General features: G+C 42.6%; 23 protein-coding genes. 4 read left to right on the top strand and 19 right to left on the bottom strand.

Annotation, left to right across the window (positions count from 1 at the left end; translation table 11 throughout):
- Positions 1-20: 20 nt before the first annotated feature.
- Together B1A85_RS15730 and B1A85_RS15725 are read left to right on the top strand one after the other, a co-directional pair.
- The gene (locus B1A85_RS15730) at positions 21-905 is read left to right on the top strand and encodes a glycosyltransferase family 2 protein (protein ID WP_104547832.1); all 885 of its coding nucleotides are present in this window, start codon (positions 21-23) and stop codon (positions 903-905) included.
- Between the two features lie 165 nt (positions 906-1070).
- Positions 1071-1340 carry a hypothetical protein gene (locus tag B1A85_RS15725; RefSeq protein ID WP_210404504.1) on the top strand — a complete coding sequence of 90 codons (270 nt, stop codon included), beginning with the start codon at positions 1071-1073 and terminating at the stop codon, positions 1338-1340.
- A gap of 6 nt (positions 1341-1346) precedes the next feature.
- On the opposite strand, the gene B1A85_RS15720 is transcribed toward B1A85_RS15725, so the two are convergent.
- The 9 genes from B1A85_RS15720 to B1A85_RS15680 all read right to left on the bottom strand — a co-directional run bounded on the left by B1A85_RS15720 (position 1347) and on the right by B1A85_RS15680 (position 9295).
- Positions 1347-2264: a hypothetical protein gene (locus tag B1A85_RS15720; RefSeq protein WP_104547830.1), complete on the bottom strand. Its 918-nt coding sequence runs from the start codon at positions 2262-2264 to the stop codon at positions 1347-1349.
- The gene (locus B1A85_RS24720; protein WP_210404503.1) at positions 2197-3717 is read right to left on the bottom strand and encodes a hypothetical protein; all 1521 of its coding nucleotides are present in this window, start codon (positions 3715-3717) and stop codon (positions 2197-2199) included. The genes B1A85_RS15720 and B1A85_RS24720 overlap by 68 nt, the downstream gene beginning before the upstream one ends.
- A complete protein-coding gene (locus B1A85_RS15710) occupies positions 3714-4820 on the bottom strand; it encodes an ATP-binding protein (RefSeq protein ID WP_210404502.1) in 1107 nt (368 codons plus the stop codon). The genes B1A85_RS24720 and B1A85_RS15710 overlap by 4 nt, the downstream gene beginning before the upstream one ends.
- Positions 4820-5866 (bottom strand): metal-dependent hydrolase, encoded by a 1047-nt coding sequence (locus B1A85_RS15705; RefSeq protein WP_104547828.1) that lies wholly within the window; start codon positions 5864-5866, stop codon positions 4820-4822. The genes B1A85_RS15710 and B1A85_RS15705 overlap by 1 nt, the downstream gene beginning before the upstream one ends.
- A complete protein-coding gene (locus B1A85_RS15700; protein ID WP_104547827.1) occupies positions 5863-6801 on the bottom strand; it encodes an ATP-binding protein in 939 nt (312 codons plus the stop codon). The genes B1A85_RS15705 and B1A85_RS15700 overlap by 4 nt, the downstream gene beginning before the upstream one ends.
- A 57-nt stretch (positions 6802-6858) precedes the next feature.
- Positions 6859-7398: a hypothetical protein gene (locus B1A85_RS15695; RefSeq protein WP_104547826.1), complete on the bottom strand. Its 540-nt coding sequence runs from the start codon at positions 7396-7398 to the stop codon at positions 6859-6861.
- The gene (locus tag B1A85_RS15690) at positions 7385-7651 is read right to left on the bottom strand and encodes a hypothetical protein (protein ID WP_104547825.1); all 267 of its coding nucleotides are present in this window, start codon (positions 7649-7651) and stop codon (positions 7385-7387) included. The genes B1A85_RS15695 and B1A85_RS15690 overlap by 14 nt, the downstream gene beginning before the upstream one ends.
- A 116-nt stretch (positions 7652-7767) precedes the next feature.
- On the bottom strand, positions 7768-8580 hold the full coding sequence (locus B1A85_RS15685; protein ID WP_104547824.1) for a ParB/RepB/Spo0J family partition protein: 813 nt from the start codon (positions 8578-8580) through the stop codon (positions 7768-7770).
- A complete protein-coding gene (locus B1A85_RS15680) occupies positions 8573-9295 on the bottom strand; it encodes a ParA family protein (RefSeq protein ID WP_104547823.1) in 723 nt (240 codons plus the stop codon). Before B1A85_RS15680 ends, B1A85_RS15685 begins: the two co-directional genes overlap by 8 nt.
- Positions 9296-9487: 192 nt before the next feature.
- On the opposite strand from B1A85_RS15680, the gene B1A85_RS15675 reads away from it, so the two are divergent.
- Complete coding sequence (locus B1A85_RS15675) at positions 9488-10285, top strand: hypothetical protein (RefSeq protein WP_104547822.1); 798 nt, start codon at positions 9488-9490, stop codon at positions 10283-10285.
- Between the two features lie 87 nt (positions 10286-10372).
- Positions 10373-11341: a competence protein CoiA family protein gene (locus B1A85_RS15670; RefSeq protein ID WP_104547821.1), complete on the top strand. Its 969-nt coding sequence runs from the start codon at positions 10373-10375 to the stop codon at positions 11339-11341.
- 1 nt (position 11342) lies between these two features.
- On the opposite strand, the gene B1A85_RS15665 is transcribed toward B1A85_RS15670, so the two are convergent.
- From B1A85_RS15665 to urtD, 10 genes are all read right to left on the bottom strand, one after another.
- The gene (locus B1A85_RS15665; RefSeq protein WP_104547820.1) at positions 11343-12044 is read right to left on the bottom strand and encodes an urease accessory protein UreF; all 702 of its coding nucleotides are present in this window, start codon (positions 12042-12044) and stop codon (positions 11343-11345) included.
- 56 nt (positions 12045-12100) lie between these two features.
- A complete protein-coding gene (locus B1A85_RS15660; protein WP_104547819.1) occupies positions 12101-12628 on the bottom strand; it encodes an urease accessory protein UreE in 528 nt (175 codons plus the stop codon).
- A complete protein-coding gene (locus B1A85_RS15655; RefSeq protein ID WP_104547818.1) occupies positions 12625-13539 on the bottom strand; it encodes an urease accessory protein UreD in 915 nt (304 codons plus the stop codon). Before B1A85_RS15655 ends, B1A85_RS15660 begins: the two co-directional genes overlap by 4 nt.
- Position 13540: 1 nt before the next feature.
- Positions 13541-14182 carry an urease accessory protein UreG gene (gene ureG / locus B1A85_RS15650; RefSeq protein WP_104547882.1) on the bottom strand — a complete coding sequence of 214 codons (642 nt, stop codon included), beginning with the start codon at positions 14180-14182 and terminating at the stop codon, positions 13541-13543.
- A gap of 13 nt (positions 14183-14195) precedes the next feature.
- Complete coding sequence (ureC, locus tag B1A85_RS15645) at positions 14196-15902, bottom strand: urease subunit alpha (RefSeq protein WP_104547817.1); 1707 nt, start codon at positions 15900-15902, stop codon at positions 14196-14198.
- A 13-nt stretch (positions 15903-15915) separates the two neighbouring features.
- Positions 15916-16302, bottom strand: a complete 387-nt coding sequence (locus B1A85_RS15640) for an urease subunit beta (protein ID WP_104547816.1) — start codon at positions 16300-16302, stop codon at positions 15916-15918.
- On the bottom strand, positions 16302-16628 hold the full coding sequence (locus B1A85_RS15635) for an urease subunit gamma (protein ID WP_104547815.1): 327 nt from the start codon (positions 16626-16628) through the stop codon (positions 16302-16304). The genes B1A85_RS15640 and B1A85_RS15635 overlap by 1 nt, the downstream gene beginning before the upstream one ends.
- 377 nt (positions 16629-17005) lie before the next feature.
- On the bottom strand, positions 17006-18094 hold the full coding sequence (locus tag B1A85_RS15630; RefSeq protein ID WP_104547814.1) for an aliphatic amidase: 1089 nt from the start codon (positions 18092-18094) through the stop codon (positions 17006-17008).
- Between the two features lie 115 nt (positions 18095-18209).
- Entirely contained in the window at positions 18210-18905 is a 696-nt protein-coding gene (gene urtE / locus B1A85_RS15625; protein ID WP_104547813.1) for an urea ABC transporter ATP-binding subunit UrtE, read from the bottom strand.
- A complete protein-coding gene (urtD, locus tag B1A85_RS15620) occupies positions 18898-19701 on the bottom strand; it encodes an urea ABC transporter ATP-binding protein UrtD (RefSeq protein ID WP_104547812.1) in 804 nt (267 codons plus the stop codon). Before urtD ends, urtE begins: the two co-directional genes overlap by 8 nt.
- Positions 19702-19715 lie beyond the last annotated feature (14 nt).

Below are 19715 nucleotides of genomic sequence, written 5' to 3'. Positions count from 1 at the left end.
ACGAGAGGGGCATTTCTACTATGAACCAGCCTTTTGTAAGTGTAGTCGTTCCGGTCTACAACGATAGCGATCGCCTGTATAAAGCGTTAACTGCACTTTACTATCAAACGTATCCTTACAGCAGATACGAAGTGATTGTCGTTGACAATAGTTCTGACGATGTTGACAAAGTTAAAGCCGTTGTTAGGCAGTTTCCCAATGTTCAATTACTTCACGAACCAAAACGCGGTTGCTGCGCTGCCAGAAATCGAGGCATAGTAGCTGCTAAAGGCGAGATCTTTGCTTTTACTGATTCTGACTGCATTCCTGCAAATGATTGGATTGCAGCAGGAGTTCAAGCATTCTTAGCACAACCCAACATTGGCTTAGTTGCCGGACATATTGAATTTTTCTTCAAAGGCGATCGCCCCACTGTTCCCGAATACGTTGACTCGATCTTCTACTTAAGACAAAAAGATTACGTTCGCCATCACTATGGTGCAACCGCTAACGTGTTTACATCCCGAAAAGTGCTTGAAAGCGTTGGATTATTCAACGACCAGCTGCCAGCATTAGGTGATAAAGAGTGGGGACAGCGAGTATTTAAAGCAGGGTATGAAGTTGTCTATTCTCCCCATGCTGTTGTTCGTCATCCTGCCCGAAACAGAAAACAACTGATAATGAAGGTACGGTGTTGCGCTATCGGTAATTGGGCTATTTACCAGAAGCTTACTTGGAAGGAACTTTGGGGATTAGTTAGTCCTATTAATATAAGCGAATATCGCAAAGTTATAAACGATAATAATCTCAAAGGATTCAAAGAAAAACTTACTTTCATTTTGACGATCAATCAATTGAAGTACGTAACCGCATTCACTGTAATTCACTGCTGGTTTTCTGATCGACTATCAAAGTTGCCAGTTTAACTTTCTCAAAGAGCGATCGCGTCACCTGCTTAGACTAACTATCCATATACATACTTTGAGTGCACCTTTACTGCTCACTGGGGAATTCCTCAGTGAGAAAATCGCTCAAACTGACTGCTTTGTGCAACTGTGGTAAAATCCCCCCATTCGTTGATTGTGGAGACAATGATGAGTAAAAACTGGCTTAATTCAGAACGCAGTATTTTGAGTTGGATGAGTTATCGTAGCATCCTAAGTATTGGCAGTGCTGGCAGTATTCTAAGTATTGGTAGCGTTGGCAGTATCCTGAGTATTGGTAGTGCTGGCAGTATTTTAAGTATCGGTAGCGCTGGTTGTCTTTTAAGCGTCCTTAGTGCTGGAAGTATCCTATCCGTCTTGAGTGCTGGCAGTATTTTGAGCATATTGCAATTTAATGAGGGGTGGGTTTGCTCATAAAAGCAATTACTCGTCTACCCCTAACACTAACAACTTAATCTTCTCAAGCCGCGATCGCAGCGTTGCCCATGCTCGGTAAGTTTGCGCTTTTCTTCCATCTAAGCTATTAAGGCTATTCAAATAACTATTGGTATTACCTTCACCAAAGCGATATTCTACTTCTAGTAGCTGCATCCTAGCTGCATCGCGTTTAGCTACTTCTTGAGCAATCTGAAATTCACGCGCTGCGTCGTCATAATCAAACACTGCCAAATACACCTGTTCGCGAATCTTTTGTGCGAGTTCGGCACGTCCTCGTTGTAACTCAGCAGATTTTACCTGAAGGTCAGAAATAGCGATTGCATTTCTCTGATTTTGCTCGTTACCGCCAAATGCTGATTGTAGTAGGGGTACGCCAACCGCAGAAAGTAGTTTATCAACGATGCCTACAGGATTAGTAAAGATTGAAAGAATGTTTGATAAAAATCCCCCAGTCGTCCGTGTCTTTCCGTTCTGAGTAATTGCTTGTGGTGAAAGCAGCGCTTGCAATCCTGGCGTAAGAACACTAAGCCGAATAGATTTTTTATTACTCGCCCTCGCTTGTTCAATCTTGGCATTGATTTCTTCAATACGCTCGTCAATCTCCAATAGCAAAGGATTGCGCCCAGTTGCCGTTGCTTGTAACTCAGAGATACACTCGCGAGTCGCGATTAAGCACGGTAAGTCACCTTTCATCGCTTCCCACAAATCATCGTTAATCCGAGTTTTGATAATCACGTCAATGTCAGTTCCTGCTGGTTCTAAAGGATTACTTTGAGTAGGTTCTGGTATTTCCTCTTGCCCAGCTTCTAATTCAGGAACCTCCGTTGGTTGAGAGTTACTCTCTGTTTGGGGCTGTAGTTGCGCTCTCTGACCCTGAGCTACTGCTGGTTGTAGTGGCAGCATCAACGCTAAGTGTAAGCTCAACGTGCAAATCATTGTTAGACTGCTTGCGGAACTTGATTGCTTTGATGACACCATCATACGGGCTAGTAACAACTGACAGATTTGTAAGTTGGCTATTAACATTGTCGATTTTGGCTTTGATTTGTGCTAGCTGAAATTGGCGATCGCGCTCCTGCTGTTCGGCTGCTAATAAATTGCGCGAATGACTGTCCTGCGCTGCATTTCGCTCTTCTATCCTTCTTGCAGCAACGACCGATGCTTCGTATTCTTGATGCGCTCTCATGTCTTTTTTAGTTTGCAGCTTGGCGATCGCGACTTGTAAATCTGCCCTTGCCTTTTCTACAGCAGCACCTAACTGCTGTAACTTTTCAACTTGATTGCGCGATGCTGCCTCTAACTTAGCTGTGAAAAGTTCTTGGTCAGCAACAGCCTGTTTGAGTTCAGCTTCCTTCGCTTTCAATACCTCCTGCTCGTGTTCGAGTACAGCAGCAGGCAAGTCTTTTAGCGTACTTACAGCATCAAGCTTCCGCTTCTGATTATCAACAAGGCGTTGTTTGTTCTCCACCTCGACAACTGCGCGTTGCACAGCATTCGATTCAGCAATTGGTGAAGAGCGCATACTCTGCTGCTGTAACGAGAAAGCGCGTTCTGCTTGCCTTAAATTACTTTCCGCTGCCTGAATTGCTGCTTCTTCCTCCGCATAGGAAATTGGTGGTAGTTGTTTAATCAACGGCACTGGAGCATGAGAGGCAGGTTTGGGAATTATACGAGATTGAAGCTGCTGGTACTGAAGATTTAAAGAATCAAGTTCAGCTTGCAGGCGATCGCGCTGTTCAACTCGTTCGGCTATCACTTGTCCCGCTTCTACTGTATCTCCTTTAGATACTTTAAGATCCGCCGGACTAGATACTGATAAGCTAAACTTCAACGTTCGCGGTACATTGGTGCTACTCGGTGCGGGTACAGGCGTTGTTGCTTGAGTATTAGTTGTAACGCGATCGCCCAACGTTGGTTTCACTTGCACTAGCAATGTTAATCCCATACTAATCGCCGCTATAGGAATCAGCACTTTTCGCAATTGAACTGACTGTAACTGTTTAATGAACTTAAAGTTATCTACCAGCGATTGATGATTTGTTGTATCACTAGTTTCAAGCTGCTGTATTTCTGGTTGAACCTCTTTATCTAAAGCAGTAACCGCAGTTTCCTCTAGCAGATTCTGTACATTAGATTCGCTCTTTACAGAAGTAGCGCGTTCTTTCTTCCACTTACTAATCAGTTTCCGCGAACAACCCGTGCCTGTCTTTTGTCGAACATAATTAATTAGCGCATCATAAGTTGTAATGCCCTGCGCTTGAGCTTCATCTAAAGCTCGAAATACCTCTGCTGTTCTCTGCGCGTGAGGTTGCTTTTTAGCAGTTTCCAGAGGAGGTAATATCGAAATTTCGTTCATTTCTCACCCTCCAAGCGCTGAAAATAAGGTACTATATCAACCTCCATTGCATCTTTACCGAATCTACACAGTGCTTGTAAAGGAGAAAGTCGCGCTACTCTCTCTTCAGCAAAGCGAAATTTTTTAGCAATTGATTTGACCTCCGCTTGGTCTACAGGTAACACAATCTTCGTAGCAGAATTACCAATAACATCAGAACTCATGTGTCGCTCTGATTGGGACGCAAGAACTAAAGCTAAGCCGTACTTTCTGCCATCAGCCGTAATGCGATCGCACATCAACGACTTTGACATCTCCTTGGCTTCGTCGATGAAGAGAAATGTACGAGGAATTTTGCCCTCGATTTCGCCATGCAGTCGATGACTATCCATTAGCTGTTTCGCCAAAGATTCAGCAGCAATCGCGCCTAAACCTGGAACTTTGCCAAGTGCGGATAAGTCAAACCGGATAATTGGTGCATTAAGCGGTGGCTGAGGACGGTTAAAAATACCATATTGAAACGTTGCTGCCAGCTTCAGAAGCAACTTCTGACTTTCTTTACAACCCTCTTCGATACGTTGCTCGACTTCAGCTTTTAGCTCAGCAAATGTTGGGGGTTCTTGCTCCCAGCTTTTGGGATCTGATTGAACGATGCCTCGCGCTGTGTAACAGCTATTTAGAACCTCAATCACCAATCCTTCCTGATTAGGTCCCATCGACAAGGCTTTTTTCAAAATTGCTGCGACAGCGATTGCTTGCAGTGCTGGTCCACCACCCTTGGTATCTTTATCAATAGTTAAAGGATTAATGCCGTGCGGCGATTCCATATCTAGGTGGTAGCAAACCTCCCCCTCTAGTTGCTGGTCGCCGTGAAAGTCCACAATAAATATTTGCAGGGAGAAGACTTTAGAAGCTTCATACGCGATCGCCTTCAAGGTTTGCGTCTTCCCCGAACCGCTAGCACCAATAATCGCGATATGAGCATTAGGTAAAAGTTCAGGATTCCAGTAAATATTTTCTCCTAACTGAATGCCAGATGAAGTTACCGTTGGCGATGCTGTTGGTGCATGGCGAACTACTTTTAGTACTGGCTCTGGCAATGGCTTGGCTTTTTTTTGAAACATCACAATACCTCAACTTTCCGAATAATCAAACTGCCAGATGCGTAGTAATCGCCAAGCAAGCTGAGAACTTCCGCAGGACTTGCTGACTCTAACCGCACGACTCCCACTTCGCGTTGCTGTTGCAAAGTAATCGTATCGAAGGAATCTGCATGAGTCGGTATGACTAAATCTTCAGCATCTTCAACAGCTAAAGTGCCATTGATATAAGTTCGCTCGCTCGTAAAACTTTGATACTGTGCCAAAACTTCAGCAATAACTTCATCTGTTAATTGCAGTTCTTGTACTTGTAATTTAATAGGGCGGCTGCGTTCAACTAAAATTCGGCTAGCAATAATCTGACAATTCTGCGAACTACCAACTCTGTAAAGAGTGCCTGAAGCATTCTTTAGCAACAAATCTGTTTGCGTCAGCGGTCGCACGACTTCAAACTTTTCATTGACTGACTGCTGAGCGATCGCCCAACGACCGTATACTTGAGCCATTAGTAAATACTGCGACCCTTCGGTATTAACAATTTCAACAGCACCTGACGGAATACCTAGTGTCGAGTTAAAAGTTCTTAAAATACCGCCATTGCTGTTAATGCTTATGCTAGCGATCGCTACTAGAATTAGCACCGCCATGACAAAATATTCAGCATTGCTGCCCGTTGATAACCGCAACTGCGGATTACCTGGAATCACGAGTCGCGCTGCTGATGGATAAAATGCTGCTACGCCTGATTTAGTAAAAACATCTGCAAACCAACCGCAAAAATAACCTAACACTAAAGCCTGCCATAACTTGATCGCAACGAAGGCAATAGGTAAAGTAACAAGCGCGATCGCCCCTGTTGCTAAGAAACTGTGAGTAATCGTGCGGTGTGGATATCGTTTCTCTAACCACGATGACAGTGGTAACAAAATGCGTCCTGGGATGCTCTTCGAGGTATCTACGTCTGGCAACTGAGAAGCTAAAGCACCTGTCAGTAACAGTGTAGGTTCAGCCGTTCCCAAAACTAGCGAAGTCGCAGTAGTAGCAAAAAGTGCGTGTGTAATACTTTTCACCGTCCTAACCTCACCGACTTTTTAGGCAAGCTAAACAATAGTAAGCGCACAATTCCCACTGTGACATCAACTAGTCCGCCAATAAGGTAGAGTGAAGTGCTATTTAGCCCTAAACCAATAAATCTAACAATTGTAAAAACCATTAATCCAGCAATCAGAAACGGAGTACCGTCAACCCACTGCGTGTGGTCTGGACTACTTTCCTCCAACCCTAAATACTCTTCCCTAACCACTCGCTTAGCCAGCATCGGATTTCCACCACATCTTTGCTGTAGCTGTGCTAGCTGCGCAGCAGATAGTTCTATCCCCAATTCTCTGGCAGCTTGCTCCATGATCTCCCGAATTTGGCGGTGCGACAAAGGTTGTAATTCAATTCGAGGTAGTTTGAGAAAAATGTCTTTAGCAGGCGGACGCGAAGCAGCTAGTAGCATCGGCTGACCGCCATTGTGCAGTTCCTCCAGCCAACAGCGAATTGAGACCGATAAACGATGGGCATCATCGATGAGTAGAAAAGCCGTGTTCTCGCTCAAAAAATCAGCGATCGCCTCCATCAACCCTGTTACCGCTAACGCCTTACCCTCTATTGATTCGGTTTCAGCACCAAGCTGAGAGGCAATTGAGAGTAAGATTTGCTTTGGAGTAGCCGGATTAATTGTTGCTAAAGGAAACCCAACTTCAGCCAAAGCGACAGCAACGCTATCTAATAAAGTTGTTTTCCCGCAACCAGGTTCGCCGATAACGAGCAAACTAGAATCAGCTTGCAGTGCAGCAACAATGCGATTTTTTTCTTCGACTCTATAGAAGGGTGGTGAAACGGAATCGGAACTGGAACTCGTGACAACTCCTACACTCCGCCGCTGCTCGTCGCTAACCTCATAAATATAAATCCGCTCCTCACCGCTAGCGAGTCTGCGTCGATGTTGCTTGATGCCCATAATGACTTCTACACTCTACGTGCGGCTTTAGATAAAGTCCAAGAACAGCGGTCGCTATCAACGTGCCGATGAGGATTTGCGCCCTGGTTCTGGCTTGACTTCTTTTTCGGTACTCGGCGACAAGTTGCTGTTGGCTGGAAGCGATCGCATCGAACCACTCTCCCCAGCTGCTTCCAAGGCTAGGGGGGTTTGGGCTAAAAAAGCTTCAGGGTCATACACTGTCGCTACACCACTGAGGAACTGCCGCAGCCTTCCCTGCGATTCATCTACTGCTTGCTGAAGATGAGAATCAGAAAACTTGCGAGTAGCACACTTAACCATAGTTAGTGTATCGAGTGCTACCAACATTCCGGCAGCGCGATTTTCTGCGGCAACTTCAATGCTTTTTAAATCAGCCTCAGCTGTATTCGCTGCCTCGTCTTCCGCCGCATCAGCAGCTTTGGCGCTAACCGAGCGCTTCTTGCTGCACTGGTTCTTGACCTCCTCCAAAACTTCATCAGGAAATTGAGTTGTCCCTTTGGGGTAGCCCATCTTGGCGGCAATAGCTTCAACTTTACGGCGGCTGCCATGTTGCATCAAATCTTCAAGCGTTACCATTTTGGATCTTCCTTAGTTTCTGCAAAAGTTCCCTTCGGGTTCCGCCAGAAGCGTAGTGTTGATTGACAACCCTCAGCTGCTGAAACTGGTCTTCGGTGAAATACCGCAACCCTAGTTCAAAGCCAAGGTCGGCACACCACTTGCTGATTAAACTCGGATCGAGCGGACATTCAGGACTTCGTCCCCGCTCTTGAGACAAAATCAACACGGCTAACCGTCGCGGAACCTCGCGGTGAGTTGTTGAATGATTCATCGTTAGCGTGAATCGTTCATGAATGATTTACTCTCCAGAATGGCTAATTTTCTTTGAAGAAACCAATAGGAAAATCACTTAGTCTCTGTAAGAATTTAATGAAGATTTACCGCTTGTTAGTGCCTCTTACTTTCTTGCTCAAGACTAGCCTTCACCTTCTTTAAGAAAGTCGGAATAGCTTTGTACAAACTCTGCTCTGCACGCGTTGGTTGCTCTGACTCAGGCAAGCTAATTAATTCCTCTAATGCTGCTTCAATCTTCCGCAGTGCCTTGAGTTTCGATAAATTAGGAACTGAGTTCCTAGTATTTTTGTACTGGTCAGTTTGCTCGGCAAGAACCCTGCGCACGTATCGAGCAGATACGCCAATCGCTACAGCAAGAGCCGGACCCAGCGCTTTTTCTCCTGCTTTGGGACGACCAGGGATATCTCGATAGTTAAGCGATCGCAGCCGCTCTGCTAATTGCTCAATTTGGTCGCGCGAATAATTAACTCGCTTCTCGTTCTCTGCTAACTCTACCTGAAGCGATCGCTCTGGTTCGGCTTCAGCATCAAACGGCATGACTCGTACAGGGATGAGGTCGTCAGGAAACTGTTGCTGATAAAGTTCAGGATTAGTTTCCTTAAGCAGTTGAATTGCAGCTAATCGATGTCCGCCAGCTAGCAAAATACCTTTTGTGTCTACTACTAACGGTTCAATCAACCCCAAAGCGCCAATTGATTCTGCCAAGTCTTTGACATGGGAGTCGCGTAATGGACGGGTATCTTCTGCTCTGGGGCTGATTCGAGACAAAGGCAAATTAATGCGTTGAATGCGATCGGCTTCAGACTGCGAAGCAGCTTCCTGGTCTTGCTCGTGGATTGCATCAGCCACAATCGTTGCCTGCTCTAACACCGATGCACTATCAGCGCGTTTTCGAGGTCTAGCCATTTAACACCCACTCTGCTACAACTTGTAAATCTTTCGCCCCTTTAGAGTTAGGGTCGTACTGCATTAGCGGCATCCTTTCAGCACCCGCCCACGCCAAAGCCGCGTCTTGGCGAACAGTCAGGCGTTTGAGCGACGGATAAGTTTTGGCTAATTGCTGGTCTAACGCCTGATCCATCGAACGGCGTAAGTCAATTTTGCTCAGCACTAAAGCCCATCGCGAGGCTCCCTTGCGTCCTTTTTTCTGCCGCAAACTCAACTCATTCAACACGCGACCCGCACCAACAACCGCAAGCGGATGCGCATCAGTGCAAACCAGCGCTACGTCAGCAGCAACTAAGCCCAAGCGTTCTAGGTACTCAACACCAGGAGGACAATCGAAAATCAACACGTCATAATCTAACGACGCAACTGCATCTGCTAAATCCTCTGGGTCTGATGCTTGAATATTGTGTCCTGTTAGCTTAGGTCCACCTGGTAAAATATACAACCCTGAAGCTGCTTCTAAAGGCGTTGGTAAAATTCCAGACAATAATTCAGCAGTACCTGGGGCAGTAGGGTCAATTCCCAACACGTATCCTGCATTAGACTGCGGATCTAAATCTACTACAAGAACGCGATGTCCTAAGTGGGCGAAGACCGATGCTAAACCACAAGCAACTGTAGTTTTGCCCACACCCCCCTTTCTAGCTGCTACCGCAATTCGATGCTGTACCATGAGCGATTAGTAATACTTGCCAATCAATGCTCGCCAGTTAGCATACCATAAGGCACTTAGGTATAACTATTGCCGAAATTATAATTATTTTGAAATGCATATAAGTGCAATTATTAATACACATAAATGTAATTGTTGAATAAAAATCTAAACTATATTTTTAAATACTACTATAAAAAACTAGGTAAAAACATGAATAATTCAAATAGTGTGGAAGTAAAAATAGAAGTAGGGGAAATAGCTGAAAAAGTAACAATATGGACAGCAATAGTTATCAGCTTGATTGGAACCGGTATCGGATTACTTGATTTTTGTGGACTTAAGATTCCTTACATAGAACATAACATTCCTCAAATTATTCTTTCACTAATAGGGGTTCTAGGAATTGCCATTGGGCTGGAACGTCTCACAAAACTTGAAAGCTTAAGCCAAAAGCTAGCAGAAACAAAGCGAATAGTTGAAACAGCAGTAACTGCTCAAAAGGTAGAAGGTTATGATGAGATGTTTGATATCAGTACTCAATATGTTCGAGATGCAGAAGCCGAAATTAACCTTTTAATTTTCGCGGGTTCTATAGTAAGCGATCCAATTCCAGGAAGGTATTTAAATGCATTAAACAAGCAGCTTAAAAACAGCAAAGAGAATCGTAGTAGTGTTGTATACAGAGTAATAATAGGTTACGACCATAACTTATCTACAGAAATGAAAGATAGCATTCGCACTTATATTCAAAACAGGATGAGAATTTTCATAGAAGAAGGCGTTGATTCCCAGGTTGAATACCGCTATATAAATATTCCGTTTGGAATTAGCTTGTTTGTCGTAGATAGAAAGCACTTATTAGTTGGTTTTCCAAGAAGAACGCCAAATGGAGAAGTTCAAGAATTTCAGACTGGAATTAAGTTCTCTAGCAACGCCAGTTTAGTACCCTTTGTAGCTGATTGGTTCGACCGTTACTTATGGGATAAAGCAAGCAATGATTTAAAGTAGTAGCTTAACTTACTATTGACTCAAAAAGCCAAACATTCTTCTGAAGTATGGCATAATGCAGCATCAGTTCTTCCTAAAGTTTGATCTATGTGGCTGAGGTATGGTGTCGATGCAAACAACGTTTTAGTGGACATAGAAGATGTTCCCAGCGGCAAAACTCAACTGATCTGCCCCTACTGCGGAGGTCAGCTAACCGCAAAGAAAGGACGAATTAAGCAACATCACTTCGCACACACTGATAAATCCTGTCAGTTTATGGTAGTGAGCAAAAACCGAGAACTACCAACATTACCTTTATATGACGATTTCAGTATCCGCTTGTCTGGGGAAGAACTAGAAAAATTAAAAGTGCTTTGGCGAGAATACGGAGTTAAGAAATGTAGTATTCCCCATTTTGCTGTTCCCAAGCAATTCATCTGGCACGGTCTATTGCAAATGGTAGAATCCTCTACCCTAGAGTATCAATTTACTCGTTTAGGGCAAATTCCAGTAGCTGCACTTCCTCTAGAACTGTTCAATTACGTACAAGAACCGTTGTTACTAGAAAAGCTATTTAATCTAAAACAAAAAGCCGAACTCGCCTCTAATTCCAGCTTGTTCTTTCCCGAACGCCTCATAGATTACAAAATCTACTGCGCTCAGTATCAAAAAATTCTACGACAAACTTTGTACTACTTACAAATTAAGGCAGATGGTGATACATTACACAAAATTGGAGTCACGCAGCGTTCAATAGAACAACGGCTAGTGGAGATACAGCGCGACTTAAAGCAGCACTTCAAGTCTATAACAATTGAAGTTCTCGGCACTTGGCAGCATCGCGGAAATGTAGAAAAGTATTTCAAATATCGCTACAAGAACTTCAACTATAAAATTGGCAGTCTCACCGAGTATTACAAGTTTAATAGCGAGGATGCTGCCGCAGTATTCCGAGATTTAGAGCAGATGAAACTTAAGGTGCTATCTGAGATTGAAGCAGGTCTGCTTACGAGTAAACCCAACAAGCTTGAACAGTTTATAATATCTCCAAGACTCAATAACGATACTATAAAGTGAGTTAATTGCTAAATAACCTTTGAGAAAGTTGTTTGTGCGTCATCTGGGCAATATCAATAAAAGGCGCACAAGACTGCATTTCGTTTAAATCAGATAAAGATGCTTGATGAGCTATTGCTTGTAAATCAACCGCTATTTCTTTGATAACGAATTGAGCTTTGAGATGCCCCAAAACGCCTAAACGAATAGCAGCACCACATAAACCTGTCAAAAAATTGTGCAGAAAGGCAAATATAGTATCGTCCTCCGTTAAATTTGCAGCCCGACCTACTATAGCGAAGATAATTGGATGAAGACAAGGTGTGTATCCTGTTTCAGTATAAGCACGAATCGCTTGCAACTGAGGGTCGTCCCAAGTTGAACAAGCTACACTTAACAGCGCTTTACCACTTCTGCGTTGAGCTTCTCTAATCTCCTGAATCGGTGTTTGAGCAAAAAGTTTAAGGTCAACGTTACGAACCTCTGCTACATTATTTTGCTCACTTGCTCGATAAGCGTGTACTAAAGCAATTAAATCAGCCGAACCTATTTTGTTGTGTAGTAGTAACCTAAGAAAGTTTTGAAAGTCATCTATCGATTGAACTTGCTTAGTATGAACTAGTACTTCTAAGCCATGAGATAGAGTAAACGAACCTGATGGAAAAAAAGAATCAGCTAATTGCATTAAAGCTAATCGTCGATCTAAACTTAAGTTCTGGCTCATAGCAAATATTATTGATTGAAAAAGTAAAACTATTCATGGATGAAATCGCTTTACTCTTAATGAGAATGGAAATGCATATTACTTGTCAATTTTAAATAATGCTCAAAGGATTGAGTTTCATATGTCACCTTTAATCCAGGAATATTAAATTTCTGAATGGTTTTCTCGATAATATCTTTATCTGCAACTAATTGGATGTAAATTTTATCTTGAGTAACAAAAATAGGATAATGATGATTTCCCAAAGTGTGCCCCAAATGAATTAGTGGAAGCGCATATCCTGACTGCTCATTTGAAAAACTAAGTACCATTAACTCACAAGCTTTGAGATGTATAATTAATAAATTTCCTTGCTGTGTTTTAAATACGTCTCCCTCACTTAGCATCCATCCCCGCTTCTTAATAATTCCGATAGGAACATTAGATGTAGATTTTGTATAAATTCTACTCTTGGCTTGATCGTCTTGCCCAAGTTCTATGTCTAAGCAGCGCCTTGCTGCTCGTGCAGCTTCTATTTTTTGTTGTAGCTCTTGGTTGTTTATGTAGTTACCAAGGTAAGTGTAAGCAAGGTCAATCGTACTCATTTAGGAACTTCTGGTAAATGTGGTTGATTGCTAATTTGACGTACGTAGCTAAGTATGTGCTGAATGCATATTTTGACACTACTAATATTAATTCCCATAATTCGGACTAATAAACCGTTACAGTTCGGTAGATGAGAATATCCTAAAATTAATTTTGAAGAGTACTCTTGTAGAACATCTATTTTTTTCACCAAACTACTTAACTCAGTATTTGGCAGTACAACTACAACATTTGCAATAACAGGAAACTTTAAAAAGAAAAAACTATCTTTAAAAGTATTTAAATTTCCATTTAACCGCATAGCATCGCCAAAAATTAACTCTCCTTCTATTGATAAAACTCGCAACCGACTAAGATAACAATTGAATTTATAGTATTCTGCTCTCGCAAGTCTTCCAGGAACAATAATTTCGCTCAAAAACAACTGGCTTGTAGAATGAAGTGATACTTCTGTAAACTGTTCAAAACTTGCTTCTTTATAGAGAATTAAAGGTTCTGGAACTAACTCTAGAATAGCTTTTGCACCGACTTTAATGTTATAACTTGTTCTAGCAATCGAGCCAAATACTGGCATACTATGTACTTTTGTTGCTGATTGATCCGTCAAGTAAGCACGAGCATTTGCCTCCACTTGTATGCCAATGTGCAATCTATCGCCAGCAAGTAACCCTGGGGATACATTCATCAAATACAAATAAGCTCGACTGGAACTTGATTTATCGAGACGAAATGTACGTGAAAGGCGGAACGGATACGTCGCATACTGATGCGCAACAAACGTTTGTTGGTCGCGATCGCAGCACAAACGCAAGTAAAGATTATATTTCTCCACCTGTACTTGAGGATGTTTTAATCCAAAAGAAGCTGAACCGCTAGCTACAAGTTGTGTGCCAGAATTGCTTGCAACCATATCAAACTTCTACCGATATGTTCTTACATGACTGGCGAAATAGAACCGTTTCTTCAATAAAATCAATAACATCGCCCAATCCTTCACCAGTTTTACAGTTGGTGTAAGCAATCCGGTTTTGGCTGCGACGTTCCCCTGCTTCTTTGCGAATTAAATTTAAATCTGCTCCAACGTAAGGTGCGATATCAATTTTATTAATCACAGCCAAGTCGGCTTGGATAAAGCCTGGACCATTTTTTCGAGGAATATCATCTCCTGCACCTACATCGATCACAAAAATGTATGCATCTACTAAGTCATAACTGAAAGTCGATGCAAGATTATCGCCACCGCTTTCTATAAATACTAAATCTAACTGAGGATATAAGCGCTCTAAGTCGCTAACGGCAAGCAAATTCATCGTTGGATCTTCGCGAATTGCTGTATGAGGACAACTACCTGTTTCTACTCCAATAATGCGTTCTGCTGGTAGAAATCCTTTATGCTTGAGTCGCTTGGCATCTTCTTGAGTTAAGAGATCATTTGTTACTACGGCAACTTCAATTCCACGTTGCATAAGTACTGGTATTAAACATTCCAGTAATGCTGTTTTGCCACTACCAACTGGACCTCCCACTCCAACTCGTGCTGCTGTGTGGTTCATCATGCTTTCCATGCTATCTAAAAATGTATAACCGACCTAGCGGAACTTTGGAAACAGGTTCGCAAGTTGCCAACTCGCCGTTAACTCTGACTTGAAATGTATCAGGGTCGACTTCAATTTCCGGACAAGCAGTATTGCGTACCATATCCGCTTTAGAAAGCGATCGCGTTCCGCGTACAGGAAGAAGTTGCTTTCGCAAACCTAATCGCTCAGGTAAGTTTTTTTCTAGCGCCGCTTGAGTTACGAATCCGACAGAAGTTGCTTGACACGCCGTACCAAAGCTACTCCACTGGGGACGGTACAAGATAGGCTCGCAAGTCATTAGAGATGCATTTGATTCGCCCATTGCCGCCCAAGCAATAAAACCGCCTTTAATAACTGTTTCAGGCTTAATGCCAAAAAAACCAGGTTTCCAAAGAACAAGGTCGGCTATCTTGCCAGGCTCGATAGAACCGACATAGCTATCAATACCGCAAGTTTTAGCAACATTAATCGTGTATTTAGCTAAGTATCGAAGAATTCTATGATTATCGTTGCGCTCATTATCTTCTGCTAGTATGCCTCTCTGATCCTTCATTTTGGAAGCAAGCTGCCAAGTGCGGCAAATCACTTCTCCAATCCGACCCATACCTTGGCTGTCTGAACCTAGCATACTAATTGCACCTATATCGTGCAAAATATCCTCAGCAGCAATCGTTTCAGCCCGAATTCGCGATTCAGCAAATGCTACATCTTCTGGCACTTTAGGATTTAAGTGATGACAAACCATCACCATATCCAAATGTTCGTCAAATGTATTAACAGTATAGGGATTAGTTGGATTAGTAGAAGATGGAAGACAGTGGGAGTAACCAGCTACTTTGATTATGTCAGGTGCGTGTCCACCTCCTGCACCCTCAGCATGATACATATGGATTGTACGTTTAGCAATCGCTGCCAAAGTATCTTCTACGTATCCTGACTCGTTGAGCGTATCTGTGTGCAGTTGTACTTGGAAATCATAATTGTCTGCCACTGACAAGCAGGTATCAATCACTGCTGGCATTGCACCCCAGTCTTCGTGAATTTTCAGTCCGTAAGCTCCGTTTTCAATTTGCTCAACTAAGCTTTCAGGAAGACTTGAACTGCCTTTCCCCAAAAAACCAAAGTTAACTGGAAATCCTTCAGCAGCTTGCAGCATAATTCCCAGATTGCGAGCGCCACTAGAGCAAATTCCAACCGTTACTGGACCTAACCCACCACCCAACATTGTTGTTACACCACTTGAAAGTGCTTCTGCACATAGTCCAGCACTGTCAAAATGAACGTGACAATCAATTCCACCTGGCGTAGCAATTAAACCTTCTCCAGCGCGTACATCCGTATTAGCACTGACAATTAAATCTGGACACACGCCGTCCATGATGCTTGGATTTCCTGCTTTACCAATACCAGCAATCTTGCCGTTTTTGATACCAACATCCGTTTTAACAATTCCTTGAACAGGATCGATCAATACTACATTTGTAACTACAAGGTCTAATGCGCCTTCGCTAGCTGTTACACCGGCTGCCATTCCTAGACCATCTCGTAGTGTTTTACCTCCCCCAAAAACGCACTCATCGCCATAAACAGTAGTATCTCGTTCTACTTCTACAACTAAAGAAGTATCCCCTAAGCGAATGCGATCGCCTACAGTAGGTCCAAACAATTCTGCATAGCGTTCGCGACTGATTTCCATACACGCACTCCTACTACTTGTCGCCAAACCCCATTACTTGTAATTGCTCTAATGCCTTGTTTGTCGTTTCAGTAGCATCCAACGCGCCATTGACTAAACTATTGAGTCCGCGAATGAACCGACTGCCACCGATTGCAACCAAAGTAATTGACTTAGAATCTCCTGGTTCAAAGCGAACAGCAGTACCTGCTGGAATATCTAATCGAAAGCCAAGAGCTTCTGCACGGTCAAATTTCAACGCTCGGTTGACTTCAAAAAAATGATAGTGAGAGCCAACTTGGATAGGGCGATCGCCAATGTTAGTCACCGTAATTGTTTTGGCAATGCGACCTGCGTTGAGAGAAATAGGTTCGGATGCGCAGAGAACTTCACCAGGAATTAGTTGTTTGTTTTCTACCATCAATGTACCTCGCGTACCTCTACAGGGCGAATTGGATTGTGAATGCTGACTAATTTTGTCCCGTCTAAAAAATGAGCTTCTACTTGAATTAATGGAATCAACTCTGCGGCACCAGGCAAAACGTCATCTACACTTAGCAAACTAGCTCCTTCTGACATCAGTTGTGCAACAGATTTATCTTCTCTTGCTCCTTCTACGATGTAGTCTGTAATGTAAGCGATCGCTTCTGGAACATTTAGCTTAATTCCTCGCTCCTTCCGCCGCCGCGCAATTTCAGCAGCAGTGAAAATAGTCAAACGTTCGAGTTCTCTTGGTGTTAAATACATAGATCGCATCCTGCTAACTAGCAAGTAGCTCTTTTACGTTGTCATCCCCATCTGTACACTCGTCTCGCTGCTCTCAAATCAGTCGTTGGCGGCTCGTTATACCAACCTTGCTGCCAAATTCCATCAGCTTGCGATGCTGCACCGAATTGCTTCGTGACAAGCAAGTACTGAGAGCGTAAAAAGTAACGTGAGGAAACCGCGACTTATTGTACGGCTAGGGTGTATTACTAGGCAAAGAAGATAATCTTCTTATTTCTCTAGCCTAGAATCTCACAACGCTCTACCTTCAAGTAATAGTTGATGTATCTCGCAAGTATTAGACTTCCCTGTGATTTTATATAACTTGAAAATAGGGAAGTCTAACTTCAACTAAAAAACTAAGATTTAGCTGGGACTGACACTGGAGATGTTTGAGGTTTTTCTACAGGAGTACTACTAATTTTTTGCGTTGGCAGTCCTTCAATAGGACACTCAGGCGTTCCTACAGTTGGACGGGTAATATTTTCTACATTTTCTTTTGCCTTGCGCGGATTGAGTACCCAATCTCGATAGAACTCGTACGGGCACTCAAGCATTCCATCAGAGCCGTCGCCAGAGTTAATAGTGCCCGTGTAGCCGCGATGCAACAGCTTGAACAGATGGTTTTGAGACTGAGCATTCTTGCGGAAGTCGCGAATCGCAAACTTCGAGAGTGCTGCATATTGCACCCCATTTTCTTCTTCACCACATTCGCCGAGAGTACGACCATCAAATCCAATAACTGCCGAATGTCCGAAGTAGCTATACACTCCATCAAAACCAGAGGCATTAGCAACAGCTACGTAAGTATTATTCATCCACGCCATTGCCTTAGATACCATAACTTGCTGCTCTTTAGCAGGATACATATAACCTTGGCAGCGTACGATTAATTCAGCGCCCTTCATCGCGCAATCGCGCCAAATCTCAGGATAGTTACCATCATCGCAGATGATCAAGCTCATCTTAAGTCCTTTGGGACCTTCTGAAACATAAGTACATCCACCAGGATACCAACCTTCAATAGGACACCAAGGCATGATTTTACGGTACTTTTGTACAATCTCGCCCTTGTCATTTATTAAGATCAACGTGTTGTAAGGAACTTTATCAGGATGATCCTCGTGTTTTTCTCCAGTAATTGAAAATACACCCCAAACCTTGTTACGTACGCAAGCTTCAGCAAAAATATCTGTTTCAGATCCAGGAATACTCGATGCCGTCTCCATCATTTCTTTGAAGTCATACATGATACCGTGAGTCGAGTATTCAGGAAAAATGACTAGATCCATACCTGGCAAACCAAGCTTAAGACCATCAATCATTGTTGAAATGTTCTTACAATTTTCGATCACCTCTTCTCTCGTATGAAGACGTGGCATCTTGTAATTGACTACAGCAACTCCAACTGCATCCTCGCTTGAAGAAATATCACCGTGATAAGCCATTTTATCCTCCAAAAATTACATTGAAATTTTTAAATTGAACGCAAAAATTAGTCCGAGAAATAACATTTAAGTCTCGTTCAAAAAGACTTAAGCATCTTACCTAACAGATGATGATTTACACTGTCATGTATTTGTGGACAACATCATCATTTAACTCACTGATAGCTCCATCTATTGCTATAGAACCATTGTTCATCATGACAAACTGATCTGATGCTCTACGAGCAAAGTTAATATTTTGCTCAACAAGAACTATAGTGATGCCAAATTCCTTATTAAGCCGTATTAAAGTATGCTCAATTAGCTCAACAAGATTAGGTTGAATTCCTTCAGTAGGTTCGTCAAGAAGTAAAACTTTTGGCTTTGAAGCTAACGCTCTGGCAACTGCTAACTGCTGTTGCTGACCACCAGACAATAAACCAGCACGTCGATTAAGATGCTCTCGTAAATACGGAAATAGCTCTAAAACAATTTCTGGAATTATTTTTTTTCCGTCTTGTCTAGCATAACATCCCATTAGTATATTTTCACGGATTGTAAAATTATTAATAATTTCTCTACCCTGAGGAACATAACTAATACCTGATTTTGCTCGTAAATGAGTTGGTAGCGCCGTTAATACTTTATTACCTATTTCTATCCTTCCACGAATCTTGTCGGTAAGCCCCATAATAGTTTTTAATAACGTCGTCTTCCCCATTCCGTTGCGTCCAAGAATAGTTGTAAAGCTTCCTTCTTGAATATTCATAGAAACACTATGAAGAATATGACTATCACTGTAAAAAGAATCAACTTCTGTTAACTTAAGCATGGGATATTCCTCCACTACCTAAGTAAGCTTCAATCACAGAAGGATCGTTTTCGATTTCGCTGATTGTCCCTTCGGATAACTTTTTTCCCTGATGCATAACTGTAATGGTTTCACAAATATCTCGTACAAATGTCATGTCATGCTCAACGACAAGAATTGTGTGCTGACCTTTAAGATTATTAATAATCTCGGCTGTTTTCCGCGTTTCTTGAGTTGTCATCCCAGCCGTTGGCTCATCTAGTAGAACTAATTCAGGATCTTGTGCCAGTACCATGCCAATTTCTAACCATTGTGTTTGCCCGTGAGACAAGTATTTTGCAGTTTGATACTTGTAATCGTTCAGTCCAATATGATGTAGAATTCTTTCAATTCGGTTGTGGTGCTTGTTTCCGATACGCCATTGTAAGTTTCGCAAGACAGAAGGTGTTGCACACAAGGCAACTTGCATATTTTCAAAAACAGTGAGATCTTTAAAAACACTAGGGATTTGAAACTTCCTACCAACTCCAATTCGAGAAATTTGGTGTGGTTCCCAGTTCGTAATATCTTTTCCCTTAAAAAGAATCCTACCGTCTGTTGCCTTTGTTTTGCCGGATATTAAATCCATTGTAGTTGTCTTGCCAGCACCATTAGCACCGATTAACACGCGGACTTCTCCTTGTATAACTGTTAGATTAAGTCCACTAACAGCTTTAAACCCGCTAAATGAAACCTCTAAATCTTGGATCTCAAGTATTGTGTCTTGAGCTAAAGTACTATCAGACACGGTATTAAGCCTGCGCGAAGCTTTAACCATTAAACTTCTCCCTG

Source organism: Chroococcidiopsis sp. TS-821, assembly GCF_002939305.1.
Classification (GTDB): Bacteria; Cyanobacteriota; Cyanobacteriia; order Cyanobacteriales; family Chroococcidiopsidaceae; genus Chroogloeocystis.
The sequence above is the reverse complement of the archived record's forward strand: the minus strand, read 5'-3'. Positions and strand labels throughout refer to the sequence as shown.

Coding starts and splice junctions, on each gene's coding strand:
- B1A85_RS15730 (WP_104547832.1), top strand. CDS start 21: ATGAACCAGCCTTTTGTAAGTGTAGTCGTTCCGGTCTACAACGATAGC.
- B1A85_RS15725 (WP_210404504.1), top strand. CDS start 1,071: ATGATGAGTAAAAACTGGCTTAATTCAGAACGCAGTATTTTGAGTTGG.
- B1A85_RS15720 (WP_104547830.1), bottom strand. CDS start 2,264: ATGCTGCCACTACAACCAGCAGTAGCTCAGGGTCAGAGAGCGCAACTA.
- B1A85_RS24720 (WP_210404503.1), bottom strand. CDS start 3,717: ATGAACGAAATTTCGATATTACCTCCTCTGGAAACTGCTAAAAAGCAA.
- B1A85_RS15710 (WP_210404502.1), bottom strand. CDS start 4,820: ATGTTTCAAAAAAAAGCCAAGCCATTGCCAGAGCCAGTACTAAAAGTA.
- B1A85_RS15700 (WP_104547827.1), bottom strand. CDS start 6,801: ATGGGCATCAAGCAACATCGACGCAGACTCGCTAGCGGTGAGGAGCGG.
- B1A85_RS15695 (WP_104547826.1), bottom strand. CDS start 7,398: ATGGTAACGCTTGAAGATTTGATGCAACATGGCAGCCGCCGTAAAGTT.
- B1A85_RS15690 (WP_104547825.1), bottom strand. CDS start 7,651: ATGAATCATTCAACAACTCACCGCGAGGTTCCGCGACGGTTAGCCGTG.
- B1A85_RS15685 (WP_104547824.1), bottom strand. CDS start 8,580: ATGGCTAGACCTCGAAAACGCGCTGATAGTGCATCGGTGTTAGAGCAG.
- B1A85_RS15680 (WP_104547823.1), bottom strand. CDS start 9,295: ATGGTACAGCATCGAATTGCGGTAGCAGCTAGAAAGGGGGGTGTGGGC.
- B1A85_RS15675 (WP_104547822.1), top strand. CDS start 9,488: ATGAATAATTCAAATAGTGTGGAAGTAAAAATAGAAGTAGGGGAAATA.
- B1A85_RS15670 (WP_104547821.1), top strand. CDS start 10,373: ATGTGGCTGAGGTATGGTGTCGATGCAAACAACGTTTTAGTGGACATA.
- B1A85_RS15665 (WP_104547820.1), bottom strand. CDS start 12,044: ATGAGCCAGAACTTAAGTTTAGATCGACGATTAGCTTTAATGCAATTA.
- B1A85_RS15660 (WP_104547819.1), bottom strand. CDS start 12,628: ATGAGTACGATTGACCTTGCTTACACTTACCTTGGTAACTACATAAAC.
- B1A85_RS15655 (WP_104547818.1), bottom strand. CDS start 13,539: ATGGTTGCAAGCAATTCTGGCACACAACTTGTAGCTAGCGGTTCAGCT.
- ureG (WP_104547882.1), bottom strand. CDS start 14,182: ATGAACCACACAGCAGCACGAGTTGGAGTGGGAGGTCCAGTTGGTAGT.
- ureC (WP_104547817.1), bottom strand. CDS start 15,902: ATGGAAATCAGTCGCGAACGCTATGCAGAATTGTTTGGACCTACTGTA.
- B1A85_RS15640 (WP_104547816.1), bottom strand. CDS start 16,302: ATGGTAGAAAACAAACAACTAATTCCTGGTGAAGTTCTCTGCGCATCC.
- B1A85_RS15635 (WP_104547815.1), bottom strand. CDS start 16,628: ATGTATTTAACACCAAGAGAACTCGAACGTTTGACTATTTTCACTGCT.
- B1A85_RS15630 (WP_104547814.1), bottom strand. CDS start 18,094: ATGGCTTATCACGGTGATATTTCTTCAAGCGAGGATGCAGTTGGAGTT.
- urtE (WP_104547813.1), bottom strand. CDS start 18,905: ATGCTTAAGTTAACAGAAGTTGATTCTTTTTACAGTGATAGTCATATT.
- urtD (WP_104547812.1), bottom strand. CDS start 19,701: ATGGTTAAAGCTTCGCGCAGGCTTAATACCGTGTCTGATAGTACTTTA.